Annotated in this window: 8 protein-coding genes; 3 read left to right on the top strand and 5 right to left on the bottom strand. The window is 68.2% G+C overall.

The window, feature by feature from the left end; all coding sequences use genetic code 11:
* Positions 1 to 22 precede the first annotated feature (22 nt).
* The 4 genes from K8O92_04490 to K8O92_04505 form a co-directional block, all read right to left on the bottom strand.
* On the bottom strand, positions 23 to 12,208 hold the full coding sequence (locus tag K8O92_04490; GenBank protein UAK33254.1) for an amino acid adenylation domain-containing protein: 12,186 nt from the start codon (positions 12,206 to 12,208) through the stop codon (positions 23 to 25).
* 270 nt (positions 12,209 to 12,478) lie between these two features.
* On the bottom strand, positions 12,479 to 19,819 hold the full coding sequence (locus K8O92_04495; protein UAK33255.1) for an amino acid adenylation domain-containing protein: 7,341 nt from the start codon (positions 19,817 to 19,819) through the stop codon (positions 12,479 to 12,481).
* Between the two features lie 292 nt (positions 19,820 to 20,111).
* The gene (locus K8O92_04500) at positions 20,112 to 21,095 is read right to left on the bottom strand and encodes a LuxR C-terminal-related transcriptional regulator (protein ID UAK33256.1); all 984 of its coding nucleotides are present in this window, start codon (positions 21,093 to 21,095) and stop codon (positions 20,112 to 20,114) included.
* Positions 21,096 to 21,238: 143 nt separating this feature from the next.
* Complete coding sequence (locus K8O92_04505) at positions 21,239 to 22,111, bottom strand: M23 family metallopeptidase (GenBank protein ID UAK33257.1); 873 nt, start codon at positions 22,109 to 22,111, stop codon at positions 21,239 to 21,241.
* A 223-nt stretch (positions 22,112 to 22,334) separates the two neighbouring features.
* Here K8O92_04505 and K8O92_04510 point away from each other — a divergent pair, with 223 nt between their 5' ends.
* The 3 genes from K8O92_04510 (at position 22,335) to K8O92_04520 (ending at position 24,500) form a co-directional block, all read left to right on the top strand.
* Complete coding sequence (locus K8O92_04510) at positions 22,335 to 23,378, top strand: nitronate monooxygenase (GenBank protein UAK35431.1); 1,044 nt, start codon at positions 22,335 to 22,337, stop codon at positions 23,376 to 23,378.
* A gap of 62 nt (positions 23,379 to 23,440) precedes the next feature.
* Entirely contained in the window at positions 23,441 to 23,833 is a 393-nt protein-coding gene (locus K8O92_04515) for an SCO5389 family protein (protein ID UAK33258.1), read from the top strand.
* Between the two features lie 118 nt (positions 23,834 to 23,951).
* A complete protein-coding gene (locus tag K8O92_04520) occupies positions 23,952 to 24,500 on the top strand; it encodes an HD domain-containing protein (protein ID UAK33259.1) in 549 nt (182 codons plus the stop codon).
* Between the two features lie 16 nt (positions 24,501 to 24,516).
* Here K8O92_04520 and K8O92_04525 read toward each other — a convergent pair whose 3' ends face one another.
* Positions 24,517 to 26,157 (bottom strand): long-chain fatty acid--CoA ligase, encoded by a 1,641-nt coding sequence (locus K8O92_04525; GenBank protein ID UAK33260.1) that lies wholly within the window; start codon positions 26,155 to 26,157, stop codon positions 24,517 to 24,519.
* Positions 26,158 to 26,642 lie beyond the last annotated feature (485 nt).

Here is a 26,642-nt window from a genome sequence, read left to right on the forward strand (position 1 = left end):
GCCACGGCGTCGGCCGGAACGATCAACGGCGGACGTCGAGCAGGGCGGCCAGCTGCGGGCCGATCACCGCCAACGCTTCCGGTGCGGCCATTCGAGCATGCGTGACCTCGACCGGCCGGTCGACGACCATGCCGTGGACGTATGGCCACCAGTCCGCCGCGGCGGCGCGCAACTTGTCGGCGGGGTCGGCGACGGCCGCGCTGAAGTACTGCACGGTGCCGCGGAATACTCCCGGCCGGTGCGCCGCGATCAGCTCCGCCGACCGGACCGCGCTGCGATAGATCCGGCGCAGTCGCTGTGGCGTCACGGCCACCAGATCCGCCGGGATCATGGCGTGCAGTGTGGCCAACGCCTCGTCGTCGAGTTCGTAGACATCATCGGCGTCGGCAGCCGCCGTACCGAGGCCGAGTTCGGCCAAGGCGCCGCGCACCGCGGCGCGGAACCCGACGATGTCCGGGTTCGGATGGCTGTCCATCATGGCCAGCAACCCCACCTGCTCGCCCGCGTCCTGCAACTTGGTGGCGATGGTGTGGGCGAGCACACCGCCGAGCGACCACCCGAGCAACCGGTACGGGCCGTGCGGTTGCACCGCCCTGATCTCCGACAGGTAGCGCTCGGCCAGCTCGTCCAGCGATCCGGGCAGCTCGCCGTCCTCCGACAGCGCGGGCGATTGCAGACCGAAGATCGGCTGCTCCGCGGGCAGGAACTGGGCCAGGCCCGCATACGACCAGGCCAAGCCGTACATCGGATGCAGGCAGAACAGCGGGGCCGCCGAACCGCTCGCACGGATCGGCAGCAGCACCTCCAACGCCGCGTTGGCATCGGCGTCGCCCGCATCCATGCGCGCGGCCAGGCCCGAGACGGTGGCGTCGGTGAAGAACCATTGCACGCGCACCGTCGCTCCGGTGGCGTCCCGGAGCCGTCCGACGACCTGTGCCGCGAGCAGCGAGTTGCCGCCCAACGCGAAGAAGTCGTCGTCGAGCCCGACCCGGTCGGCGCCGAGCAGGTCGGCGAACGCCTCGGCGATGGCGTGTTCGGTGGCGGTGCGCGGCGCGCGGTAGGCGACCCCGCTGACGAACTCCGGGGCAGGCAGCGCTTTACGGTCCAGTTTCCCGTTCGGGGTCAGCGGCAGCGCGTCCAGCACCACCACAGCATCCGGCACCATGTAGCCGGTCAAGAACCCAGCCACTTCCGCGCGGATCCGCACCGGGTCGACCTGCGCGCCGGTGTCGGCCACCACGTATCCGATCAGCCGCTGTCCGGACTGGTCGTCGGAGCGGACCGACGCGACCGCCTGCCCGATGCCCTCGCACCGCAGCAGCGCCGCCTCGATCTCGCCCAGCTCGATGCGGAACCCCCGCAACTGCACCTGCTGATCACCACGCCCGGCGTACTCGAGAGCCGCGGTGTCGGCGTCCACGCGCCATCGGCCGATATCGCCGCTGCGATACATCCGCGAACCCGGCGCACCGAACGGATCGGCCACGAACCGTGTCGCGGTCAACCCCGGCCTGCCCAGATAGCCACGCGAGAGCTGAGCGCCGACGACGTGGATCTCCCCGGGCACACCGACCGGTGCCGGACGCAGCCGCGAATCCAGCACGAACGCATCCAGACCCGCAATCGCGCGTCCGATCACACTGGCCGCGCTGCCGGTCATCCGCTGATCCAACGCCAGGAACGACACATGCACCGTGGTCTCGGTGATGCCGTACATGTTCACCAGCCGGGTCCCGCCACCGTGGCGCTCATACCAACGGCCCAGCTTACGCAGATCCAGCGCCTCACCACCGAACACCACATACCGCAACGCCAGCTCACCCGCATCCGCCGCCCGATCGGCCTCCACCAGCTGATAGAACGCCGAGGGGGTCTGATTGAGCACGGTGACCCGTTCCCGGATCAGCAACTCACGCAACTGCTCCGGCGACCGCGAGGTCAGATAGTCGACCACCACCACCGTGCCGCCGTGCGCCAACGCGCACCACAACTCCCACACCGAGAAATCGAACGCGAACGAATGGAACAACGTCCACACATCCTCGCGACCGAACCCGAACAACGGCTGGGTATTGGCGAACAACTCCACCACATTGCGATGCGCCACCCCGACACCCTTGGGCACACCGGTGGAACCGGAGGTGTAGATGACATACGCCAAGTTGTCCGGACGCAACCGCGCCCGTCGCTGGCCATCACCCACCGGCGCATCGGAGAAGGATTCCGCCTCCCCGAGCAACACCACAGGCAGATCACCCGCCGGCAGCGCTTGCTGTTCCTGCGTGGTGGTCAGGATGCATACCGGTGCGGCGTCCTCGAGCATGAACTCCAACCGTTGCACCGGATAGGTGGTATCGATCGGCAGATACGCCGCCCCCGCGGTCAGCACACCCAGCAAAGCCACCGGCAATTCCTCGGTACGCGCCACCGCCACCGCCACCACCGACTCCGGACCCGCACCACGGGCGATCAACGCCCGCGCCACCCGATTCGCCCGCCGCTGCAACTCACCAAAGGTCAAGATGGTGTCCCCGAAACGGATCGCGACCGCATCCGGGTGTGACCACGCCTGCTGGGCGATCACATCCGGCAATGTCGCTCCGGGAACCCAGGCCCCCGGCTCATTCCATGCGCTGAGGACTTGATCGCGCTCCCCGGGCGCGAGGACATCGATGTCGCCAACCACAGTGGTGGCGTCGTCCGTGACGGCCGCGAGGACACGGCGGAACCGGCTCGCGAAGTCGCGCACGGTCGATTCGTCGAACAGGTCGGTCGCGTAGCCGATCACCACCGAAAGGCCCTGTGCGCCGGGCTGCTCGGCGAGGGTGATCTGCAGGTCGAACTTCGCGGGCGACACCTGCGGATCGATCCCGGACACCGTGAGGCCGGGCAGCTCCAGCGAAGCCTGCGCGAGGTTCTGCAGCACCAGCATCACCTGGAACAGCGGATGCCGCGCCGCCGAGCGGACCGGGTCGAGCAATTCGACCAGCCGCTCGAAAGGCAGGTCGGCGTGGCCGAACGCCGCGACATCGGTGCTGCGCACCTCGGCGAGCAACGCGTCGAACGGCGTACCCGGCTCGACCTCGGTGCGCAGCACCAGGGTGTTGACGAACATGCCGATCAGGTGGTCGAGCTCGGCCTCGCCCCGGCCCGCCACCGGAGTGCCGATGGCGATGTCCGAGGTGCCCGACAGCCGGGCCAGCAGCACCGCGAGCGCGGCGTGCACCACCATGAACAGTGTCGAATTATGTTGCTGGGCGGTGCGTTCGAGCGCGGCGTGCAGCTGGGCGTCGATGTCGAAGGCGTAGGTGGCTCCGCGATAGGAAGCCTGCGCGGGACGGGGCCGATCGGTCGGCAGCGGCAGTTCCTCCGGCAGAGCGGCGAGCGTGTCGCGCCAGTACTCGGCCTGCTGCGAGATCAGGCTCTTCGGATCGGTCTCGGAACCGAGGACCTCACGCTGCCAGAGGCTGTAATCGGCGTACTGGACCGGCAGCGGGGCCATGGCCGGGGCCACACCTCTGCTACGCGCTTCGTAGGCCATGACCAGATCCCGGGTGAGCGGTCCGAGCGACCAGCCGTCGGAGCTGATGTGGTGGGCGACGAACGCCAGCACATGCTCGGTGGGGTCCTCGGCGCTCGCGGACGCGACCTCGAACAGTGCGACCCGGAACGGGACCTCGGTGGTGACCTCGAATCCCGCGGTGACAACCGCAGTCACCGCCGCGACCAGGTCGGCCGCGTCGACTCGGGTGGGTGCGAGGCCGATCGATACCTCGTCCGTCGTGAGCACTCGCTGTATCGGGCCGTCCGGCGTCTGCGGGTAGATGGTGCGCAGGATCTCGTGCCGCGCCACCAAGTCGGCGACCGCCTGTTGCAGCGCGGCGACGTCCAGGTCGCCGGTGAGGCGGATGGCGGCCGGGATGTTGTAGACCGACGACGCCGGATCGAATTGGTTGAGGAACCACATGCGCTGCTGGGCCAGCGACAACGGAATCCGCTCCGGACGCGGGCCCGCGACCAGCTCGCGACGGCCACCAGCACCCGCGTGCTGCTCGACCTTCGCCGCCAATCCAGCCACAGTCGAAGCCTCGAACAGCACCCGCACCGGAACACGCGCATCCAGCGCCGCGCCGATACGCGCCGCGACCTGCGTCGCCAACAACGAGTTACCACCCAAAGCGAAGAAATCATCATCCGCACCGACACGCTCGACACCCAGCACCTCGGCGAACACCCGCGCCACGATCTCCTCGATCGGCGTCGAGGCCGCACGGAACGCTTGAACCTCGAACTCCGGCTCCGGCAACGCCTTACGATCCAACTTGCCGTTCACATTCAACGGCAAAGCATCCAAAACCACGAACACCGACGGCACCATGTACGACGGCAAACCCGCCGACAGTTCCGACCTCACCCGCGCCACATCCACACCGGCACCGCCATCGGCATCGGCATCGGCATCGCTCGGCACGAGATAGGCCACCAAACGGTCACCGGTCTTCGGATCCGACTTCGCGATCACCACCGCCTGCGCGATTGCAGGCAGCGCCAACAGTGCGGCTTCGATCTCACCCAACTCGATACGGAAACCACGAATCTTCACCTGGAAATCCGTACGACCCCGATACTCGAGCTCACCACTACCGTTCCAGGCGACCAGATCACCCGTGCGATACATCCGCGCTCCAGCCTGGAACGGATTCGCCACAAACCGATCCGCCGACAGATCCGCGCGACCGAAATACCCGCGCGCCAACTGCGCACCCGCCAAATACAGCTCACCGGAAACACCGTCCGGCACCGGCCGCAAGCGGCCGTCGAGGACGTACACCTGGCTGTTCCACTCCGGCGCACCGATCGACACCGACGTCTCGTCGGCGCGGGTGACCCGGTGGCTGGTGATCGACACCGCCGCCTCGGTCGGACCATACAAGTTGAACAACTCAGTACGCGGGTTCTCCCGCAGGAACCGCTGCGCCACCGAACCCGGCAACGCCTCACCGATCGCCAACACCCGCCACAACGAATCCGGCAAACCAGCGCTCAGCAACGCATCCAGCATCGACGGCACCACATGCAACGTGGTCACCCACTCACGCGCCATCAACTCGTTCAAATACGCCGGATCCCGATGACCATCCGGTGAAGCGATCACCAAACGGCCACCACACACCGCCGCCGACCAGAACTCCCACACCGACAAGTCGAACGTCGCCGCCGTCTTCAGCAGGATCGCATCAGCGGCGTCCAGGCCGAATTCGACGTTCTTCCACTGCAACTGGTTCGCGATCGCACCATGCGAAACAGCCACACCCTTCGGACGACCCGTCGAACCGGAGGTGAAGATCACATACGCCGTGTTCTCCGGACGCAACGACCCCACCCGATCAGCATCCCTCACCGTGGAAGCGTCCACCTCGGACAAATCCAGCTCATCGATCCGCACCACCGGCGCGACATCGGTCTCGAACTCCGCCTCCGCATTCGACAACACACACACCGGAGCCGCCGTCTCCAGAATGTAACTCGTACGCTCGGCAGCCTGATCCGGATCCACCGGCACATACACACCACCGGACTTCGCCACCGCATACATCGCCACAACCAAATCCACCGAACGACGCAACGCCAACGCCACCCGCGACTCCGGACCCACACCCAACGAAACCAAATGCCGCGCAAGACGATTCACCCGGACATCGAGTTCGGCATAGCTCAGCTCGACCCGGTCGCCGTCGATCGCTTCGGCGACAAGCGCCGTAGAGCGCGGGCCGGCCGCGACGCTGGCGTCGAGCAGCGAGACCAATGTCGCGTTCTCGTCGACGCGCTGATCGGTGGCGTTCCAGCGCTCCAGCACATCGTGCCGCTCCGCAGCGGCGAGCAATTCGATATCGCCGACCGCGACGTTCGCATCCGCGACCACAGCCGCGAGGATCCGCGAGAACCGCGCCGCGAAACCCTCCACCGTCGCCCGATCGAACAAATCCGTCGCATACGTCAAAAACCCACCAATACCCGCAGCCGCACCCGACTCCTCATACCCATCACCAACAATCAAATGCAGATCGAACTGCGACACATCCAAATCCGCATCCACACCAGCCACCGACAAACCCGGCAACTCCAACACCGCACGCCCGACATTCTGAAACGACAACCCCACCTGGAACAACGGATGACGCGCCGTCGACCGCGGCGGATTCAACACCTCCACCAACCGCTCGAACGGCACATCCGCATGCGCGAACGCCGCGAGATCCGACTCACGCTGCTTACCCAGCAGGCCGACGAACGACTCATCCGGCTCGAATCGCGTCCGGAACACCAAAGTGTTGACGAACATGCCGATCAGATCGTCGAGCTCACGCTCACCACGACCCGCGACCGGCGTTCCGATGGCGATATCCGCAGTGCCGGACAAGCGAGCGAGCAAAACCGCGAAAGCCGTGTGCACGACCATGAACAGCGTCGCGCCGTGCGCACGCGCCAAGTCCACGAGACCCGCGTGAGTCGCCGCATCGATCTCGATGTCCACGCGCGCACCCGCTAGCGACGCCACCGCGGGGCGCGGCCGGTCGGTCGGCAATTCCAGCAGGTCGGGCAGGTCGGCCAGCTCGGCGCGCCAGAACGCGATCTGCCGTGCGGCGAGCGATTCCGGATCGGACTCCTCCCCCAGTACCGCACGCTGCCACAACGCGTAATCCGCATACTGCACCCGCAGCGGCGACCATCCCGGAGCGTCGCCCGAGGTACGGGCCGCGTAGGCGATCATCACATCGCGCACCAGCGGCCGCATCGACGACGCGTCCGCCGCGATGTGATGCACCACCACCGCGAGCACATACGTCTCGGGCGCTCCATCGACCTGAAGGAGCACGGCCCGCAGCGGGACCTCGGTCGTCACGTCGAACGGCGTCGCCGCCAACGCGTACACGCTGCTCGCCACATCGGACTCGGTCAGCACCCGCGGATCCAGATCCACCGAGACCTGCGCGGCGGGCAACACCACCTGCACCGGACCGTCCGGAGTCTCCGGATACACCGTGCGCAGCACCTCGTGCCGCGCGACGACATCGTGCAGCGCCGCCCCAAGCGCGGCCACGTCGAGCTCGCCGGTCAACCGCAACGCGAACGGCAGGTTGTAGGCCGCCGAACCGATCTGCTCCCCCGCGTCGTCGGTCTGGTCGAAGCGGTTGAGGAACCACATCCGCCGCTGCGCCAGCGACAACGGCAACTGGTCGGGTCGGGCGATGCTGCCCAACTCCACACCGCGCTCACCATGCGTGCGTGACTCGATCGCCGCCGCCAACGCCGCGACGGTCGGCGACTCGAACAGTGTCCGCACCGGTACCCGCGCACCGACCGCCGCACCGACCCGCGCCACGACCTGGGTGGCGACCAGCGAGTTTCCGCCGAGCGCGAAGAAATCGTCGTCCGCGCCGACTCGCCCCAATTCGAGTACTTCGCCGAAGACCCCGGCCACGATCTCCTCGATCGCGGTCACGGGCGCACGGAATTGCTTGGTCTCGAAGGTGGGCTCCGGCAGCGCCTTACGATCCAGCTTGCCACTGGAGTTCAACGGGAACTCATCCAGCGCGACGATCGCGGCCGGAACCATGTACGCGGGCAAGGTGTCGCCGATCGCGGCGGACCGCAATGCCACCGGGTCGATCCGGTCGCCCGGTGTGGGGACGACGTAGGCGACGAGCTGGTCGCCCAGCGCGGACGGCGCGACGAGAGCCACGGCCTGGCTCACGGACGGTTGAGCCAGCAGCGCCGTCTCGATCTCACCCAGCTCGATCCGCTGACCGCGGAACTTCACCTGGAAGTCGGTCCGGCCGAGATAGTCGAGCACCGCGTCATCCGCGTCTTTACGCCACACGACGAGGTCGCCGGTCCGGTACATCCGCTCGCCGGTCGCGAACGGATTGGCCACGAATCGGTCCGCGGTGAGATCGGGACGACGCACATAACCGCGCGCCAGCTGATCACCCGCGAGATACAGTTCCCCGGGAACGCCCACCGGGACGGGCCGCAACCACGAATCGAGCACGTAGACCCGAGTGTTCCACTGCGGCAGGCCGATCGGCACCGTGCGCTCGCCCGCCGCCGCGGGCCAGTAGGTCACCGACACGGCCGCCTCGGTCGGGCCGTACAGGTTGTGCACAGCGGCATCGGACACCGCCTGCACAGCGTCAACGGTCTCCGGCGGCAACGCCTCGCCGATCACGAAGACGTGCTCGAGCGTCGGGCAGCTTCCGGGTGCGGTGTGCGCGGCGAAGACCGTCAGCATGGACGGCACGAAATCCGTTACCGTCACGCCCTGCGCGGCAATGGTCTCCGCGACGTAAGCAGGGTCGCGATGGCCGTCGTGCGTGGCGACGACCAGTTTCGCCCCCGCCCGCAACGGCATGAAGTATCCCCACAGCGAGACATCGAACGTCGTCGCCGTCTTCTGCAAATACACGTCGTCCGGGCCCAGCGGGTACTCCGCGAGCATCCACGCGATCTGGTTGTTGATCGCGGCGTGGGACACCGCGACGCCCTTCGGCCTGCCGGTCGATCCCGACGTGAAGATCACGTACGCCGGATGGTCCGGCAGCACCGGGCGCACCAACTCCTCGGCACGCACCGGGGCGTCGTCGAACCCGTCGAGTTCCAGCGTGTCCAGGGCCAGGGTCGGGACCTCGCCGGGCAGAGCCGTCGCGTCCGCGCTGGTCGTCACGACGCAGAGGGGACGAGCTGTGTCCAGGATGTGCGCTATGCGTTCGGCCGGATGATCCGGATCCAACGGCACATACGCCCCACCCGCCGCCACGATCGCATACATCCCCACCACAAGATCCAACGACCGCCGAACCGCCAAACCCACCAACGACTCCGCACCCACACCCTGCGAAATCAACAACCGCGCCAAACGATTCACCCGCGCATCGAACGCCCGATACGACAGCTCGACACCCTCGTGAACCAGCGCGACCCGTTCCGGGTGCGCCTCGACGGCACGGCGGTAACCGTCCAGCAGCAACTCGGGACGGACCGGGTAGCGGGTGTCGTTCCACTCGTGCAGGATGCGATCCCGCTCGACCACGTTGAGCAGGTCGATTCCGCCCAGCGCGCGATCGGGGTCGGCGGCGATCGCGCGCAGCAACCGGCTCAGGCGCGCCGCGAACTCGGCCACCGATCGCTCGTCGAACAGATCGGTGGCATAGGTGAACATGCCTGCCAGGCCCGCGTCCGGGCCCTCCTGCGGCGTCATGGTCAGCTGGAGGTCGAATTTGGCCACCGCGCCGTCGAATTCCACCGCGGCGACCGACAGGCCCGGCAGCTCGAGCTGCGCCTGATCCATGTTCTGGAAGAACAGCGCCACCTGGAACAGCGGATGATGCGCCTGCGAGCGCACCGGGTCCAGCACCTCGACCAAGCGCTCGAACGGCAACTCGGCATGCGAGAAGGCCGCGAGGTCGCGTTCCTTGGTCGCCTCCAGCAGTTGGGTGAACGAGGCCGCCGGATCGACCACGGTCCGCAGCACCAGCGTGTTGACGAACATGCCGACCAGATCATCGAGTTCCGCTTCGCCGCGGCCTGCCACCGGCGTGCCGATGGTGATGTCGGTGGAGCCGGACAACCGGGCGAGCAACGCCGCGAAGGCAGTGTGCACCACCATGAACAGCGAAGCGCCACGGGCGTGCGCGAGGTCGTCGAGCCGGGCGCGGGTCGTCGCGTCGATGCTGAAGGTGAAGACGCCGCCGCGCCCGGAGGCCGTGGCCGGACGCGGCCGATCCGTCGGAAGATCGAGCCGATCGGGAATGCCCGCGAGGGCCTCACGCCAGAATGCGATCTGTGTCGCGGCCACGGAGCGCGAGTCGTTCTCGTCGCCGAGCACGGCATGCTGCCACAGCGTGTAGTCCGCGTACTGCACCGGAAGCGGCTCCCAACCGGGCGCGGTGCCCGCGCTACGGGCTACATAGGCGGTCATCAGGTCGCGCACCAGCGGGGCTATCGACGTGCCGTCGGCCGCGATGTGATGCACGACGACGGCGAGGACGTAGTCGTCGGAGCCGATCTGCGCGAGCGAAAGCCGCAGCGGCACCTCGGCCGCGACGTCGAAACCGGCGGAGGCGAAGATACGCAGCCAGTCCGGGAGCTCGCCGGCGGCCAGGCTGTGCGGCGTCAGATCCGGGATCGCCTGGACGGTAGGCAGGACGACCTGGTACCCGGTCCCGTCCACCGCCGGATACACCGTCCGCAACGTCTCATGACGCTCCACCACATCCGCGACCGCCGCCTGCAACGCCGCCACATCCAACACACCCGACAACCGCACCGCGAACGGAATATTGTTCGCCGCCGAACCAGTATCGAACTGATTCAAAAACCACATCCGCCGCTGCGCCAACGACAACGGCACCCGCTCCGGACGCTGCAGCGCCACCAACGCGGGACGAGCCGCGCCGGTGTCGAATTCGGCCAGCCGGGCGGCCAGCAACGCGACCGTCGGCGCTTCGAACACGGTCCGCGCGGGCACCCGCGCGCCGATCGACGCTCCGAGCCGGGCCGCGACCTGCGTCGCGATCAGCGAATTGCCACCCAGCTCGAAGAAATCGTCGTCCGCGCCGATCTCGTCGCCCGCGCTGAGCAGGTCGCCGAAAACGCCCGCGACCAACTGCTCGAACGGACCCGACGGGGCACGGAACTCCTTGACCTGCAACCGCGGCGCGGGCAGGGCACGGCGATCCAGCTTGCCCACCGGGGTCAGCGGGATCTCCTCCAGCACGGTGAGCGAGGTCGGCACCATGTGCACCGGCAGGCTGCGCTCGGCATGCGCGATCAGCTCGTCGGTGTCGATCGAGCGACCGCCGGCCGCATGCACATAGGACGCGAGAATGGTGGCGCCGCTGTCGAGCTGGTGGCCGACGGTGACCGCGAAATCGACCGTCTCGTGCGCGGCCAGCACCGCATCGATCTCACCCAGCTCGATCCGGAAACCACGAATCTTCACCTGGAAATCGTTGCGACCCAGATACTCCAACTCACCATTCGGCGTCCACCGCACCAAGTCACCGGTGCGATAGAGCCGAGAGTGGTTCGGGTCGAACGGATTCGGTACGAAACGCACGGCCGTGAGGCCGGGACGCAGCTGGTAGCCGCGAGCCAGTTGCGGTCCGCCGATGTACAACTCACCGACCACGCCGATCGGTACCGGCACCAAACGCTCGTCCAGCACGTACTCGGTGGTCGCCTGGATCGGCGCCCCGATCGTCACCGGCTCCCTCGGCACCAACGGCGCGCTGATATTGGTCATGATCGTGGTCTCGGTCGGGCCGTACCCGTTGTAGAACTCGCGCCGGCCGTCGGCGATGGGACGAACCCAGCGCCGCACCAATTCCGGCGGGCACGCCTCCCCACCGGCCACCACCACGCGCAACTCGTCCAGACCCTCGGGGTCCACCGAAGCGAGCGCGGCCGGGGTGATGAACGCGTGGGTGACGGCTTCCCGGCGCAACAGAGCCGCCAGCTCGTCGCCGCCGTAGACCGTCGGCTTGACCACGACCATGGTGGCCGCGCCGCCCAACGCCAGCAACAACTCCAGCACCGAGGCGTCGAACGACGGCGAAGCGAAATGCAACGTCCGCGACGCACTCGTCACCCGATACCGATCACGCTGCTCAGCGCAGAAACTCGCCAACCCCGCCTGAGTGACCACCACACCCTTCGGCATGCCCGTCGACCCGGAGGTGTAGATGACATAGGCGGGATGCTCGGCGCGCAGCTGCCGCAGCCGATCCGCGTAGGTGACCGGTTCGGTCGGGTAGTGCTCCAGTTGCCGGGCGCAGGTGTCCGAATCGATGACCAGCCATTCGATCTCGGTGGGCAAGTCCGCCACGACGCGCGCGACGGCGAGCCCGAGCACGGCGCCGGAGTCCTTCACCATGTGCTCGACGCGATCGGCCGGATAGTTCGGGTCGACCGGAACGAACCCCGCACCGGTCTTGGCCACCGCCCACACCGCCACCACCGACTCGATCGACCGCGGCACACCCACCGCGACCAAATCCTCCGGACCCACCCCACGATCGATCAGCAGACGCGCCAACCGCGTGGACCGTTCATCCAGCTCCGCATAGGTCAGGTGTCCGCGTGAGTCGACCGCGTCGGCGAAGACAACCGCGGTGCCGGTCGGATTCGCCTCGACCGCGGTTGCCATCAGTTGCGGGAGGGTGGTGACCCTGGGTCGCCGGGTGCGCGTGGGCCGCACCCGCGCGGGCCGCGTCACGCGAGCCCCGCTTCGTGTTTCCTGGTTCCCCACCCAGAGGCCGGCAGACTATTCCCCGACAAGCGAAACATGAAAACTGTGCACATCCTGCCTGTTCGAACACGTCCCTGACACATTTCCAGCGGACGCCCTGATACAGCAAACCAACCAGCTGTGTGCATAGTCACACAGCTGGGGGCTTGCGTCTGACTGTGATTCGCTTCACTCGCTGTCGAACAGCTCGGTGAACTCGACGATAGCGGCCACATTCGTCCAGGGTCCCGCGGGCACGGCGCCGACACCATTGTCGAGCACCACAGCGTGCAAATCCTCCAACGCCGTCGGGTCGAGCCTGTCCAGCCCGGTCCGATCAGTCACCAGATGACTTACCCATTCGTCGGCGAGCGACTCGGTCAGCGCGCCGTCCGCGTCGACGACCAGCACCACCGACGCGCCCACCGACCCGGCGGCGACCACCTCGACCAGCGCGGCCGCCGACTGCGGGCTGCCGTGCTGGAAGGTGCGCGACTCGAAGGTCAGCTCGGTGCGCGCACGCAGCCGTCCCGCCGCCGTGGCCAGGTCGTCGTAGCTGAACGCCTGCGCGCCGACGAACGCCGGGTCGTTGCCGCGCAATGCGCGCGTGCGGTGCGCGTAGGTGACCGGTCGCGGTGATTCGGCCGCGATCTCGGCGACGACGGTGGCATCGTCCAGTGCCAGCCAATCGACCGCACCGATCGAGCGGGAACCGCCGACCGTCAAGCCGACCTTGATTTCGAGGTGGTCCGGCAGTGACGTGTCGAGTGCGTCGACCGGGACCAGGGCTGCGCCGGTTTTGAGTACGGCCCAGGTGGCGATGACGGCTTCGAGGCCGCGGTCCAGCCGGACCGCGACGCCCGCGCCGGGTCCGCAACCCCGCGCGATGAGCACCCGCGCCAACCGCGACGAGCGCGCGTCGAGGTCCTGGTAGGACAGGGCGTTCTCACCGGAGACCACCGCGGGGCCGTCCGGGTCGTCCTCGACCGCCGCTGCCAGCGCCTGGGTCAGCGCCGTGCCCGCGGTCGCTGTGAGCGGTTCGACGCTCACCGGCTCGGCCGCGGCCGTGATTCGTTCTCGTTCGGTGTGGTCGAGGATGTCGATGTCGCCGATGGGGGTGTGGGGGTTGGTGGCGATGGTGGTGAGGATGCGGTGGAGTCGGTGGCCGAGGGTGTGGATGGTGGGTTGGTCGAATAGGTCGGTGGCGTAGGTGAGGATGGTGTCGAGGTGGGCGGGGGTGCCGTCGGGGTGGTGGTGGGGGGTGACGTTGACTTGGAGGTCGAATTTGGCGGCGACGGTGCCGGGGTCGAGGGCGGTGACGGTGAGGCCGGGGAGTTGGAGGGTGGGTTGTTCGTTGTTCTGGAATGACAGCACGACGCCGAAGAGGGGGTTGTGGGTGGTGGCGCGGGCGGGGGCGACGGTTTCGGCGACGCGTTCGAAGGGGATGTCGGCGTTGGCGAAGGCGGCGAGGTCGGTGTCGCGGGTGTGGTGGATGAGTTGGGTGAAGCTCATGGCGGGTTCGATGTGGGTGCGCAGGGTGAGGGTGTTGACGAACATGCCGACGAGGTCGTCGAGGGCGCGTTGGCCGCGTCCGGCGATGGGGGTGCCGATGGCGATGTCGTGGTGGCCGGACAGGCGGGCCAGCAGGACGGCCAGGGCGGCGTGTACGACCATGAACAGGGTGCTGTGGTGTTCGCGGGCCAGGGCGGTGAGCGCGGTGTGGGTTTGCGGTGCCAGGGTGAGGGTGGTGTTGGCGCCTTGCATGCTGGGCACGGTGGGGCGGGGGCGGTCGAGGGGGAGGTCGGGTTGGGTGGTGAGGCCGTCGAGGTGGGTGCGCCAGTAGGACAGTTGGCGGGCGGCGATGGAGTCGGGGTCGGTGTCGGTGCCGATGACGGTGCGTTGCCAGATGGCGTAGTCGGCGTATTGCACTTCCAGGGGCGCCCAGCGGGGGGAGTTGCCGCCGATGCGGGCGAGGTAGGCGGTCATCAGGTCGCGGGCCAGGGGGGCCATGGAGGCGCCGTCGGCGGCGATGTGGTGGGCGACGAACGCCAGGAGGTGTTCCTCGGGCCCGGTTTCGGCCAGCAGGGCGCGGACGGGGACTTCTTCGGTGACGTCGAAGCCGGTGTGCATCAACTCGGTGATCGCTGTGAGGGGGTCGTCGGTGACGGTGAGTTCCAGCCCGCCGGGTAGTGCTTGGTCCACGGTGAGGATTTGCTGGTAGGGGGTGGCGCCGGGTCCGTCGGCGGGGTAGCGGGTGCGCAGGGATTCGTGGCGTTCGAGGACGTCGGCCAGGGCGTGCCGTAACGCGGAGACATCCAGCGCGCCGCGTAGCTGGATGGCCAGGGGGATGTTGTAGGCGGGGGAGGCGGGGTCGAACTGGTTGAGTACCCACATCCGTTGCTGGGCCAGTGACAGCGGGATCGGTTCGGTGCGCGGACGGCGTTCGAGTACCGGGCGCGCGCCGCCGCCGGCGCCGGGGATCACCCGTGCGGCCAGGCCGGCGACGGTGGGTGCTTCGAACAACTCCCGTACTGCCACATCCGCGTCCAGGGCCTCGTTGATCCGGGCGATCACCCGGGTGGCCAGCAGCGAGTTGCCGCCCAACGCGAAGAAGTCGTCATCCAAACCGACCCGCTCGGCGCCGAGCAGCCCGGCGAACACCTCGGCGACGGCCTGCTGGACCGGGGAACTCGGCGCCCGGAACACCGCACCGGAGCTGAACTGCGGGGCAGGCAGCGCTTTACGGTCCAGTTTCCCGTTCGGGGTCAGCGGCAGCGCGTCCAGCACCACCACAGCATCCGGCACCATGTAGCCGGTCAAGAACCCAGCCACTTCCGCGCGGATCCGCACCGGGTCGACCTGCGCGCCGGTGTCGGCCACCACGTATCCGATCAGCCGCTGTCCGGACTGGTCGTCGGAGCGGACCGACGCGACCGCCTGCCCGATGCCCTCGCACCGCAGCAGCGCCGCCTCGATCTCGCCCAACTCGATGCGGAACCCCCGCAACTGCACCTGCTGATCACCACGCCCGGCGTACTCGAGAGCCGCGGTGTCGGCGTCCACGCGCCATCGGCCGATATCGCCGCTGCGATACATCCGCGAACCCGGCGCACCGAACGGATCGGCCACGAACCGTGTCGCGGTCAACCCCGGCCTGCCCAGATAGCCACGCGAGAGCTGAGCGCCGACGACGTGGATCTCCCCGGGCACACCGACCGGTGCCGGACGCAGCCGCGAATCCAGCACGAACGCATCCAGACCCGCAATCGCGCGTCCGATCACACTGGCCGCGCTGGCGGTCATCCGCTGATCCAACGCCAGGAACGACACATGCACCGTGGTCTCGGTGATGCCGTACATGTTCACCAGCCGGGTCCCGCCACCGTGGCGCTCATACCAGCGGCCCAGCTTACGCAGATCCAGCGCCTCACCACCGAACACCACATACCGCAACGCCAGCTCACCCGCATCCGCCGCCCGATCGGCCTCCACCAGCTGATAGAACGCCGAGGGGGTCTGATTGAGCACGGTGACCCGTTCCCGGATCAGCAACTCACGCAACTGCTCCGGCGACCGCGAGGTCAGATAGTCGACCACCACCACCGTGCCGCCGTGCGCCAACGCGCACCACAACTCCCACACCGAGAAATCGAACGCGAACGAATGGAACAACGTCCACACATCCTCGCGACCGAACCCGAACAACGGCTGGGTATTGGCGAACAACTCCACCACATTGCGATGCGCCACCCCGACACCCTTGGGCACACCGGTGGAACCGGAGGTGTAGATGACATACGCCAGGTGGTCGGGGCGCAGCCGCGCCACTCGCTCGTGGTTGCGGACCCGCGCGTCGTCGTAGCCGCTGGTCTCCTCGAGCAGGATCACCGGAATATCGCCGACCGGCAGCGCTTCTTGCTCCTGCGTGGTGGTCAGGATGCATACCGGTGCGGCGTCCTCGAGCATGAACTCCAACCGTTGCACCGGATAGGTGGTATCGATCGGCAGATACGCCGCCCCCGCGGTCAGCACACCCAGCAAAGCCACCGGCAATTCCTCGGTACGCGCCACCGCCACCGCCACCACCGACTCCGGACCCGCACCACGGGCGATCAACGCCCGCGCCACCCGATTCGCCCGCCGCTGCAACTCACCAAAGGTCAAGGTGGTGTCCCCGAAACGGATCGCGACCGCATCCGGGCGGTTACGCGCCTGGCTGGTGATCACATCCACCAACGTCACCTCCGGCACCAGCGCACCCGGCGTCGACCACTCGTGCAACACCAGATCCCGCTCACCGGGCGCCAGCACATCGATATCCCCCACCACCACCGACGCATCCGCCGCGACCGCGGCCAGGATCCGGGTGAACCGATCCGCGAAATCACGCACCGTCGCCTCATCGAACAAATCGGTGGCATAAGTGAACGCCGCCGACAAACCCCCCACCCCACCGTCACGATCGAACCTCTCCGCCACCGCCAACTGCAGATCGAACTTCGCCACCCCCACCGCCGAATCCACCCCCGACACCGACAACCCCGGCAACTCCAACTCCGGCACCACCAAATTCTGGAACGTCAACATCACCTGGAACAACGGATGCCGCGCGGGCGAACGCGGCGGATCCAGCAACTCCACCAACCGCTCGAACGGCACATCCGCATGCCCGAACGCCTCCACATCCACCGACCGCACCCCAGCCAGCAACCCCGAAAACGACACAGCGGGATCGATCTCGGTCCGCAACACCAACGTATTGACGAACATCCCGATCACATCATCCAAAACCGCCTCACCACGCCCGGCCACCGGCGTCCCCACCGCGATATCCCGCGTCCCCGACAACCGCGCCAACAACACCGCCAACGCCGCATGCACCACCATGAACAACGTCACATCATGCGCACGCGCCACCCGCGCCAACCCCGCGGCCACCCCCGCATCCACCTCGAACCCCACCGTCGCCCCCCGATACGACGACACCGCCGCACGCGCCCGATCCGCCGGCAACTCCAACTGCTCGGGCAACCCCGCCAAACCCGCCCGCCAAAACGCGATCTGCCCCGCCAGCACCGACTCCGGATCATCCTCCGAACCCAAAACCTCCCGCTGCCACAACGCGAAATCCGCATACTGCACCGCCAACGGCGCCCACACCGGCCCCTCACCCCCCAACCGCCGCACATACGCAGCCATCAAATCCCGCGTCAACGGCCCCATCGAAAAACCATCACCCGCGATGTGATGCACCACACACACCAGCACATGCTCGAACTCACCCACCCGCAACAACCGCACCCGCACCGGCGGCGCCACCGTCACATCGAAACCCTCACCCACCACCGCAGCCACCCGACCAGCCACCCCCGCAGCCTCCACCGACTCCACCACCACCGCCGGCACCGCCCGCGCGTCCCCCACCGGCAATACCACCTGAAAACCCTCCCCATCCACAGCCGGATACACCGTCCGCAACACCTCATGCCGCTCCACCACATCCCCCACCGCAGCCCGCAACGCCCCCACATCCAACCGCCCCGACAACCGCACCGCGACCGGAATATTGTTCACCCCACTACCCGGATCGAACCGGTTCAAAAACCACATCCGCTGCTGCGCATACGACAACGGCACCCGCTCCGGCCGCACACCCGCAACCAACGCCCGACCCGCCACCGACCCCGCAAGCCGCTCCACCCCAACAGCCAACCCCGCAACCGTCGACACCTCGAACAACAACTGCACCGGCACCCGCACACCCAACGCCGCACCCACCCGCGCCGCAGCCTGCGCCGCCAACAACGAATTACCACCCAACTCGAAGAAATCATCATCCACACCCACACGACCACCCCCGTCCGCCACCAACAACGCAGCGAACACCTCCGCCACAACCTCCTCCGTCGGAGTCGACGGCGCACGGAAAGCACGAGCGGCGAACACCGGCTCCGGCAAAGCCGCCCGATCCAGCTTGCCCACCGGCGTCAACGGAATCTCGTCCAGCGTCATGATCGAAGCCGGAATCATATAGGCGGGCAGCGACTCCCCGAGGTAGTCGGCGAGCGCGCCGGTGTCCACATCGGCTCCCGGCCGCGGCAGCACGTAGGCCACCAGCGCGGTCGCACCCGACGGCAAGGTCTTGCCGAGGGTGGCCGCGAAGTCGATGTCCGGGTGGCTGGTGAGGGCGTTGTCGATTTCGCCCAGTTCGATGCGGAAACCGCGGATCTTCACCTGGAAGTCGGACCGGCCCAGGTATTCGATGACGCCGCCGTCCTGGCCCACGGATTCACTGCGGCGCACCAGGTCGCCAGTGCGATAGAGCCGCGCGCCGGGGTTGCCGGTGTCGGCGCCGAACGGGCTGGCGACGAACCGCTCCGCGGTCAGGCCCGGCCGGTTGAGGTAGCCCTGCGCCAGCGCGGGCCCGGACAGATAGAGCTCGCCGACCACCCCGGCGGGCACCGGCCGCAGCCGCGAGTCCAGCACGAAAGCCCCGACTCCCGGAATGGCCGTACCGATCGTGATGGGCTCGCCGGGCGTCATGGCTGGCGTACTGGTGGCGAGAATCGTCGCCTCGGTGGGCCCGTAGCCGTTGTAGAACTCGCGCTCGTCCGCCCAGCGGGCGAGCAGTTCCGGGCCGAACTTGTCACCGGCCACCACCACGGCCTGGAGGTCGTCCAGCCCTGCGGGATCCACCGATTCCAGTGCGCCCGGCGTAATGAGCATGTGGGTGACGCGCTCGCGGCGCAGCAGATCCGCCAGCTCGAAACCGCCGAAGACGGTCGGCGGCGCGATCACCAGCGTCGCGCCGGAGGAGAAGGCCAGCAGCAGTTCCAGCACCGAAACGTCGAAGTTCGGGGAGCAGACGTGCAGTACGCGCGACTCCTCCGTCACCCCGTAGTGCTCGCGCTCCGCGGCCACCAGCCCGGCCAGACCGCTGTGCGAGACGACGACGCCCTTGGGCTTGCCGGTCGAACCGGAGGTGTAGATGACGTACGCCGGGTGCCGCTCGTCCAGCGGACGGACCCGGTCGGTGTAGGAGATGGGATGCTCCGGGCGCGCCGCGATGCGCGCGGACTGCACCGGGTCGTCCAGCTCGATCCAGTACACGCCGGTGCCGAGCACCGCGCGGTGCGCCGAGGTTGTCAGGCCCACCGTCGCGCCGGAATCGGCGACGATGTGGTTGATCCGGTCGGTCGGATACGTCGGATCCACCGGCACGTAGGCCGCGCCGGTCTTGGCGATGGCCCAGACCGCGAGTACCGACTCCACGCTGCGCGAGATCCCGATGGCGACCACGTCGCCGGGCCCGACGCCACGCTCGATGAGTTCCCTGGCCAGCCGCGAGGACGCCGCGTCCAGCTCGGCGTAGGTGAGCTCCCGGTCATCGGCCGGATCTCCGGTCGGGTTGTACCGGATCGCGACCTCGGTAGCGGCGGACTCGACCGCGGCGGTGAGCAGTTGCGCGAAGAGCGGACTGCCCGACCTGCGGCGACGGTTACCGCGAGCGGAACGACGGGCGGTTTCCATTCGAGTGCATTCACCTCTCGCATCGAGCCAGGACCCGGACCATACCCTGCTCAGGGCTTGTAAACCGGGGCCAGCGCGGACCGAGCAATCATATAAGGGAGTGACCGCTGAACCCGCGCGCTGTATTGGATTGCCGCGGCTTCCGTCCGTACGGACCGCGCCCCCTTCTTCGGTTTCGTCCTCTCGTCGGACACCGTCCCCTCCCCCTGGAATCGGTGTCTTGCCTGATGCCTGCCGTTATATCGGCGCAGGGCCCGTCTTGTTGCAGGAGTACCCGAATCGGTGAACTTGCTCACAGCCAGCCGCGCCGGGTGGCCTGCACCCCCGCCTGGAATCTCGTGCTCGCGCCGAGCCGCTCCAGCAGCCGTGCGGTGCGGCGGACCACCGTGCGCCGGGACATCCCGAGTCTGCGCGCGATGGTGTCGTCGGTCGCGCCGAGTCCCATCAGGGTCAGGATCGCGCGGTCGCGTTCGTCCAACGCCTCCGCGGCCGGATTGACCGAAATGGGCGCGGCCATCGCCCACAGCACGTCGAAGGTCTTGATCAACAGCTCGAGCGTGGGCGAGCCGGTGATGCGCAGCCCCATCGGGTCGGGCCTGCGTTCGTCGCCGTGCAGCACCAGGCTGGCCCGCTCGTCGTCGCTGATGATCAGCTTGAACGGCGGCTCGGGCAGCGTTCTGGCCTGCGCACCGCTGGCATTCGTCGACAGCGCGTGCCGCAGCCGGTCGGGATCCTGGTAAACGGTGTCCTGGTACAAGGTCTGATAGCGAATGCCTTCGCCGAGCCTGGCCCGTTTGAGCTCGAACAATTGACGTTCGCGTTCCGGATCGCTGAGATACGGGCCGCGCTCGACCAGCTTGACGCAGCTGCGCGCCCCGGTCTGCAGTTCCTCGAAATCCGCCAGCATCTCCAGCCGCTCGTACACCGGCACCACCGCGCCGTTGCCGCGTGGCGAGCGACGCACCGAACGGAACGTCTCGCTCAGCCGCGCTGCGGCAGTGTGCATCTGGTTGATCTCCTGCTGCCTGCGCCGAGCCTCGGCTTCGGACAACGATTCCGGCGCGTGCGCGTCCCACAGCGGTTCGCCGTCGGGCGACTCGATGCGGACCGCGGCGCGCAATTCACACAACACATCCAACGAGTCCGCGGCGAGGTCTTCCGAAACGCCCAGGTACTGCGCGATATCGGCGAGACTCGACCGCGGATGGTGCACCAGCACGGCGTACGCGCGGCCGTGCGGTGACCCAGGCTCGAAGATGTCGCCCAGATCGATCACGGCCCGAGCCTAGCGACCGATCGGTGCCCTTGGGGCGGCTCTGCGAGAGCCGGAGGCAAACCGTTTGCCGCGTCACCCGGACGCGAGGAGCTTCGCCGCGCGCAACCGAGCGCTGATCGGAATAGCAAGTTGGATAGGGAAAGTCAGTGCGAAGACGGGCCCCACTGCATGGGCACCCCCTTGGCGGCCAGGTACGGCAGCGGGTCGATCTTGGTGCCGGCCTGATCCCAGATCTCCAGGTGCAGGTGTGGACCGGTGGATTGACCCCGGTTGCCGACGGTGGCGATCACGTCGCCCGCGTTCACCCGCTGGCCCTCGTGCACGAACATCTCGTTCACGTGGCCGTAGACGGCGGTGGTGCCGTCGTCCTGCAGCACGCGCACCCACAAGCCGAAGCCGGAGGCCGGCCCCGCCTCGATCACGGTGCCGTTGCTGACCGAGTGGATCGGCGCGCCGAGCGCGTCGGCGAAGTCGACGCCGTAGTGCATGGCGCCCCAGCGGCTGCCGAACCCGGAGCTGATCGCGCCGGCCACCGGGCGCACCGCGGGCGCCGGGGCGACCTGCTGCTGCACGCCCTTCAGGACCTCTTCGGCGTGGGCCAAGGGCGCGGCGATCTCCGGAGGAAGATTGGGAATCCCGAACGGGGCGGCGACCGGGGCCGCGATCTGGCCCGCGACGGTGGCGGGCGCCGGCGCGACCTCGGCGACCGGCTCGGCGGCGGCCTTCGCCTCGGCGACCGGCAGTATGCTCGAGCCCTTCACGGTGGTGGGCGCGGCCTGCTTCTCGTCGGCGTCGTGTGAACCGGGCAGCAGCGGCGATGCGTAGGCCAGCGCGGGAGCGACCTGGCTCGCGGCGCCGATCAGCGCGCCCGCGGCGACTGCCGCCGTGGCGGCGGCCTTCACCCGTTCGGTGGCGGACGGCTCGGCGCGGTGCCGCGTCGGCCGACCCTTTTCGCCGCCCTCGCCCAGGAGGCTGTGGACGGTAATGGAACTGGGGCCTACACGGTGCTGCGACAAAGCTGAGTCCTTGGTCGAAGAACAGGGTCCGGGATGCCGGAGCCCGAGCCGAACCGGTTCTATAACGATCCGGTGAAGTCGAGCGATAACGGTTTGGCATCCGTTGTGATGGGAACTCTACCTCGTCGTGACCATTCCGCAACCTTCCTGCCGAAAAAGGCTGGTGAGGTCCGGGTCACACGTCCAGATGAGCGAGACTCGATCCGTGACGGAGACTCGAAGCGTGATCCTGGACCATCTGGACGTTCCGATCGCGCTGGCCCCGATGGCGGGCGGCCCTTCCACTCCCGAGCTGACCGCCGCCGTGGCCGAGGCGGGCGGTTTCGGCCAGCTGGCCGCCGGTTATCTGAGCGCCGCCGACACCGCCGCGCGGATCGCGGCGACCCGCGCCGCCACCGGCAAGCCGTTCGGTGTGAATCTCTTCGTCCCCGGCCCCGCCACTCCCGCCGCCGACTTGGCGGACTACCTCGCCGAACTCGGCGCCCACCACCGACTCGGAGACCCGCGATTCGACACCGATGACTGGGACGCCAAACTCGACCTGCTCGTCGCCGACCCGGTCGCGGCCGTGTCCTTCACCTTCGGCTGCCCGAGCGCTGCGGAGGTCGCACGGCTGCACGCCGCCGGTTCCGAGGTCTGGGTGACCGTCACTTCCGTCGGAGAGGCGCGCCTGGCGGTCGAGGCGGGCGCCGACGTGCTCATCGCCCAGGGGGCCGAGGCGGGCGGACACCGGGCCACGTTCGTGGATCGCCCCGCCGACGACGCGACCGACCCACTCGGCCTGCTGGCGCTGCTGCAACTGCTCACCGCCGCTGTCGACCGCCCGCTGGTGGCAACCGGGGGCATCGCGACCGGTGCTGGCATCGCCGCGGCGCTCGCGGCGGGCGCCGCCGCCGCGCAGCTGGGCACCGTGTTCCTGCGCTGCCCCGAGGCCGGGACCAATCCGGTACACCGCGCCGCGTTGGCCGGGGATACCCCGACGATGCTCACCCGCGCGTTCACCGGACGCAGGGCGCGCGGGTTGCGTAACCGATTCCTGGTGGAACACACCGCAACCGCACCGGCGGGATACCCTGAGATCCACTACGCCACCGCACCGTTGCGCGCCGAAGCACGCGCGGCGAGCAATCCTGACGAGGTCAACCTCTGGGCTGGCCAGACCCACGCGCTGACACCGGAGTTACCCGCGGGCGAACTGGTCGGGGCACTGGCCGCGGACACGAAAAGCGCACTGGAAAAGGCGCTTTCACGCCGAATCCGGCATTGATGACAACGACTTTCGATTAGACTCGGGCATCGCATCGACGTCCAGCACTGGAGGAGAGCGCCATGTCCCTTGATGTCCCCACCGCACTACTCGAACGCGCCGAGCGCGGCGAGGTCGACGACGCCGATTTCGTCGAGGTCGTGCGCAACTCGCTGCCCTACGCCTGGGAAGTAGTCAGCCGGGTCGCCGGTGAACTGCGTTCGGGCACCGCGGAATACGCCGACAACGTGGTTCCGCCGCCGGACGAGGTGGCTCGTGGACAACTGCTGCGCGCCATGGCCAGCGACGCCATTCGCGGTGGACTGGAACGGCACTTCGGCGTGAAGCTCGCCTTCCAGAACTGCCACCGGGTCGCGGCGTTCCCGCTCTCCGCGGTCGGCGGCGAGACCTACACCACGTTCATCGGCACCCGGGCCCAACTGCTCAACCAGAACCCCGAACTGCGCAACTGCTGATCGGCGCGAACCGAACACCCGGCGCGGGCAAACTGTTTGCCCGTGCCGGGTGTTTTCGCGTGTGAGGTGGCGCGTCGCCGCCGTCCCCCACGGCCGCCTGCGCGTAGGGTGAACCGCCATGAGCAGCAACGATCTTCGAGAAGAGGTCGAAGCCCGGCTCGCACCGTGGCAGCAACAGCTCGGGGCGGACCGCGCCGCCTACACCAATCACGTGCTGCGCGTCCTAGCGCTGTGCGACCTGCTCGCCACAGATCGGCAACCGCCACCGAGCGCCCGCGAGGAGTTCCTGACCGCGGCCGCCCTGCACGACATCGGCATCTGGTCGGCGGGCAGCTTCGATTACCTCTCCCCCTCCTGCGACCAGGCACGCGCCTGGCTGGCGAGCATCGATCGCGACGACCTGACCGGGCTGGTGGTGTCCATGATCGACCAGCATCACAAGCTGCGCCCCGCGGGCCCGCCGCACGACCCGGTCGAGATCTTCCGGCGCGCCGACGCGATCGACGTCGAGCTGGGTCTGCTCGGCCGGTTCGGCATCTCCCGCGGTACCTACCGCGAACTGGCGAAGCGCTATCCCAACCACGGCTTCCACCGCAGGCTCGTGTCGCTGGCCGCGCGGCGGATGCGCAGCCACCCCGCGTCACCACTGCCGATGCTGAAGTGGTGACGCGGGGGCAGCGGGTCTAGCCGAGCGTGGTGACTTCCAGATCGCCGTCGGCGTACTGGCCGCGCAACCGCTTCTTGTCGAACTTGCCCACGCTGGTCTTCGGGACCTCCGCGATGAACGTCCAGCGTTCCGGTAACTGCCATTTGGCGAACTTGTCGGCCAGGAAGTCGCGCAGCTCCTCCGGCCGGGCCTCGGCGCCCTCGGCGAGCACGACCGCCACCAGCGGGCGCTCGTCCCACTTCTCGTCCGGCACACCGATCACCGCCGCCTCGGCGACCGCCGGGTGCCCGATCACGGCGTTCTCCAGATCCACCGACGAGATCCACTCGCCGCCGGACTTGATCACGTCCTTGGAGCGGTCCACCAGCGTGAGGTAACCGTCCTGGCTGATCTTGCCCACGTCGCCGGTGCGCAGCCAGCCGTCGTCGAACTTCTCCGGGTCGACCGCCGTGCCGTCGGGTGAGTAGTAGGAGCCGGTGATCCACGGACCGCGCACTTCCAGCTCGCCCAGCGACACACCGTCGTTGGGCACCACGCTGCCGTCGTCGGCGACCAGGCGGGCCTGGACACCGGCCGGGAAGCGGCCCTGGGTCACCCGGTAGGCCCACTTGTCCTCGTCGGTGAGCGCGGTGGCCGGCGGATGCGCGACGCTGCCCAGCGGCGAGGTCTCGGTCATGCCCCACGCGTGCAGCACTCGCACGCCGTGCTTGTCCTCGAAGGTGCGCATCATCGAGGGCGGGACGGCCGAACCGCCCACCACGACCGCGCGCAGGTGCGTGATGTCCTGCGGGTTGGCCGCCAGCCCGGCCAGCACGCCGCCCCAGATGGTAGGCACGGCGGCAGCGAAGGACGGCTTCTGCGCGGCCATGCACTCGAGCAGCGGGCCCGGCTGCAGGAACCGGTCCGGCATCAGCAGATTCGCCCCGGACATCAGCGCCGCGTACGGCAGGCCCCAGGCGTTCGCGTGGAACAGCGGGACGATGGCCAGAATGGTGTCGGTGCCGAGCAGACCCATCCCGTTGTTCGCGCCGACCTGCATCGCGTGCAGCCAGTTGGAGCGGTGCGAATACACCACGCCTTTCGGGTCGCCCGTGGTGCCGGAGGTGTAGCACATCGCCGCGGCGGAGCGCTCGTCGATCACCGGGAAGTCGTAGGTATCCGGCTGCGCACCGAGCAACTCGGTGTAGGAGTGCACCTGAACGCCTTCGGGCGCGATGAGTGTCGCCGCGTCGCCGTTGACCACGATGACGTGGCGGACGGTCGCCAGGTGCGGCAGGATCTGGCCGAACAGCGGCACCAGCGTGCCGTCCACCAGAACCACCTGGTCCTCGGCGTGATTGGCCACGTAGACGACCTGATCGGGGAACAACCGGATGTTCAGCGCGTGCAGCACCGCGCCCATCGCGGGCACCGCGATGTAGGCGACCAGATGCTCGTTGTTGTTCCACATGAACGTGCCGACCCGGTCGCCGACCCCGATGCCCAACCCGCGCAGCGCGTTCGCCAAACGAGCCGATTCGGCGCCGACCTCGCGGTAGGTCATGGTGCGCACGCCGGTACCGGTCCAGGTGGACACGGTCGAATCGCCGGCGAACGTCGATGCGTAGCGCAGCAACGTGGCCAGCGACAACGGCTCGTCCTGCATGGTGCTCAACATCGGAACTCCTTTTTCTTCGGTGACTTCCCGTCAGAAAGCCAAGTCGGTTTCGGCCACCTTCGGGGTCTGCGACGTGACCCCGTAGAGCGATCCCACCCAACGAATCACTTCGGGATACGGAGTCGGTTCGCCGCTGGTGAGCACCGCGCGAGACAACGCGCGCTCGGGATGGGCTCCTGCGACGGCCTCGGCGGCTGGCTCCCCACGGACCGGCGCGCGACTGTCCGCCCGATCGTGATGAATTCCGCCCCCAGGCAGGCATGTTCGGGAATGTGGCGGCCGATCGACTCGTCCCGCTCCAGCAGTCCACGCGCTATGCGCGAATGCGTGTTCGGTGCCGTCGCACTTCTGGACGCGGAGTAGGCGGCGAACGAAGGTTTCACGCCGACCGGGACCCTCGGCACGGCATGGCCGTCGCCGCGCGCCCGGTCGAAGACGACTCGCCCATGCCCGCACGGACCTACCCGGATGGCGGGACGCTCATC

Origin of the sequence: Nocardia asteroides (assembly GCA_019930625.1) — a bacterium.
In the GTDB taxonomy this organism is placed as follows: domain Bacteria; phylum Actinomycetota; class Actinomycetes; order Mycobacteriales; family Mycobacteriaceae; genus Nocardia; species Nocardia sputi.

What these genes read in the sequence shown, in the direction of transcription:
- K8O92_04490 (UAK33254.1), bottom strand. Translation starts at nt 12,208, where the DNA reads ATGGCAACCGCGGTCGAGGCGAATCCGACCGGCACCGCGGTTGTCTTC.
- K8O92_04495 (UAK33255.1), bottom strand. Translation starts at nt 19,819, where the DNA reads ATGGAAACCGCCCGTCGTTCCGCTCGCGGTAACCGTCGCCGCAGGTCG.
- K8O92_04515 (UAK33258.1), top strand. Translation starts at nt 23,441, where the DNA reads ATGTCCCTTGATGTCCCCACCGCACTACTCGAACGCGCCGAGCGCGGC.
- K8O92_04520 (UAK33259.1), top strand. Translation starts at nt 23,952, where the DNA reads ATGAGCAGCAACGATCTTCGAGAAGAGGTCGAAGCCCGGCTCGCACCG.
- K8O92_04525 (UAK33260.1), bottom strand. Translation starts at nt 26,157, where the DNA reads ATGTTGAGCACCATGCAGGACGAGCCGTTGTCGCTGGCCACGTTGCTG.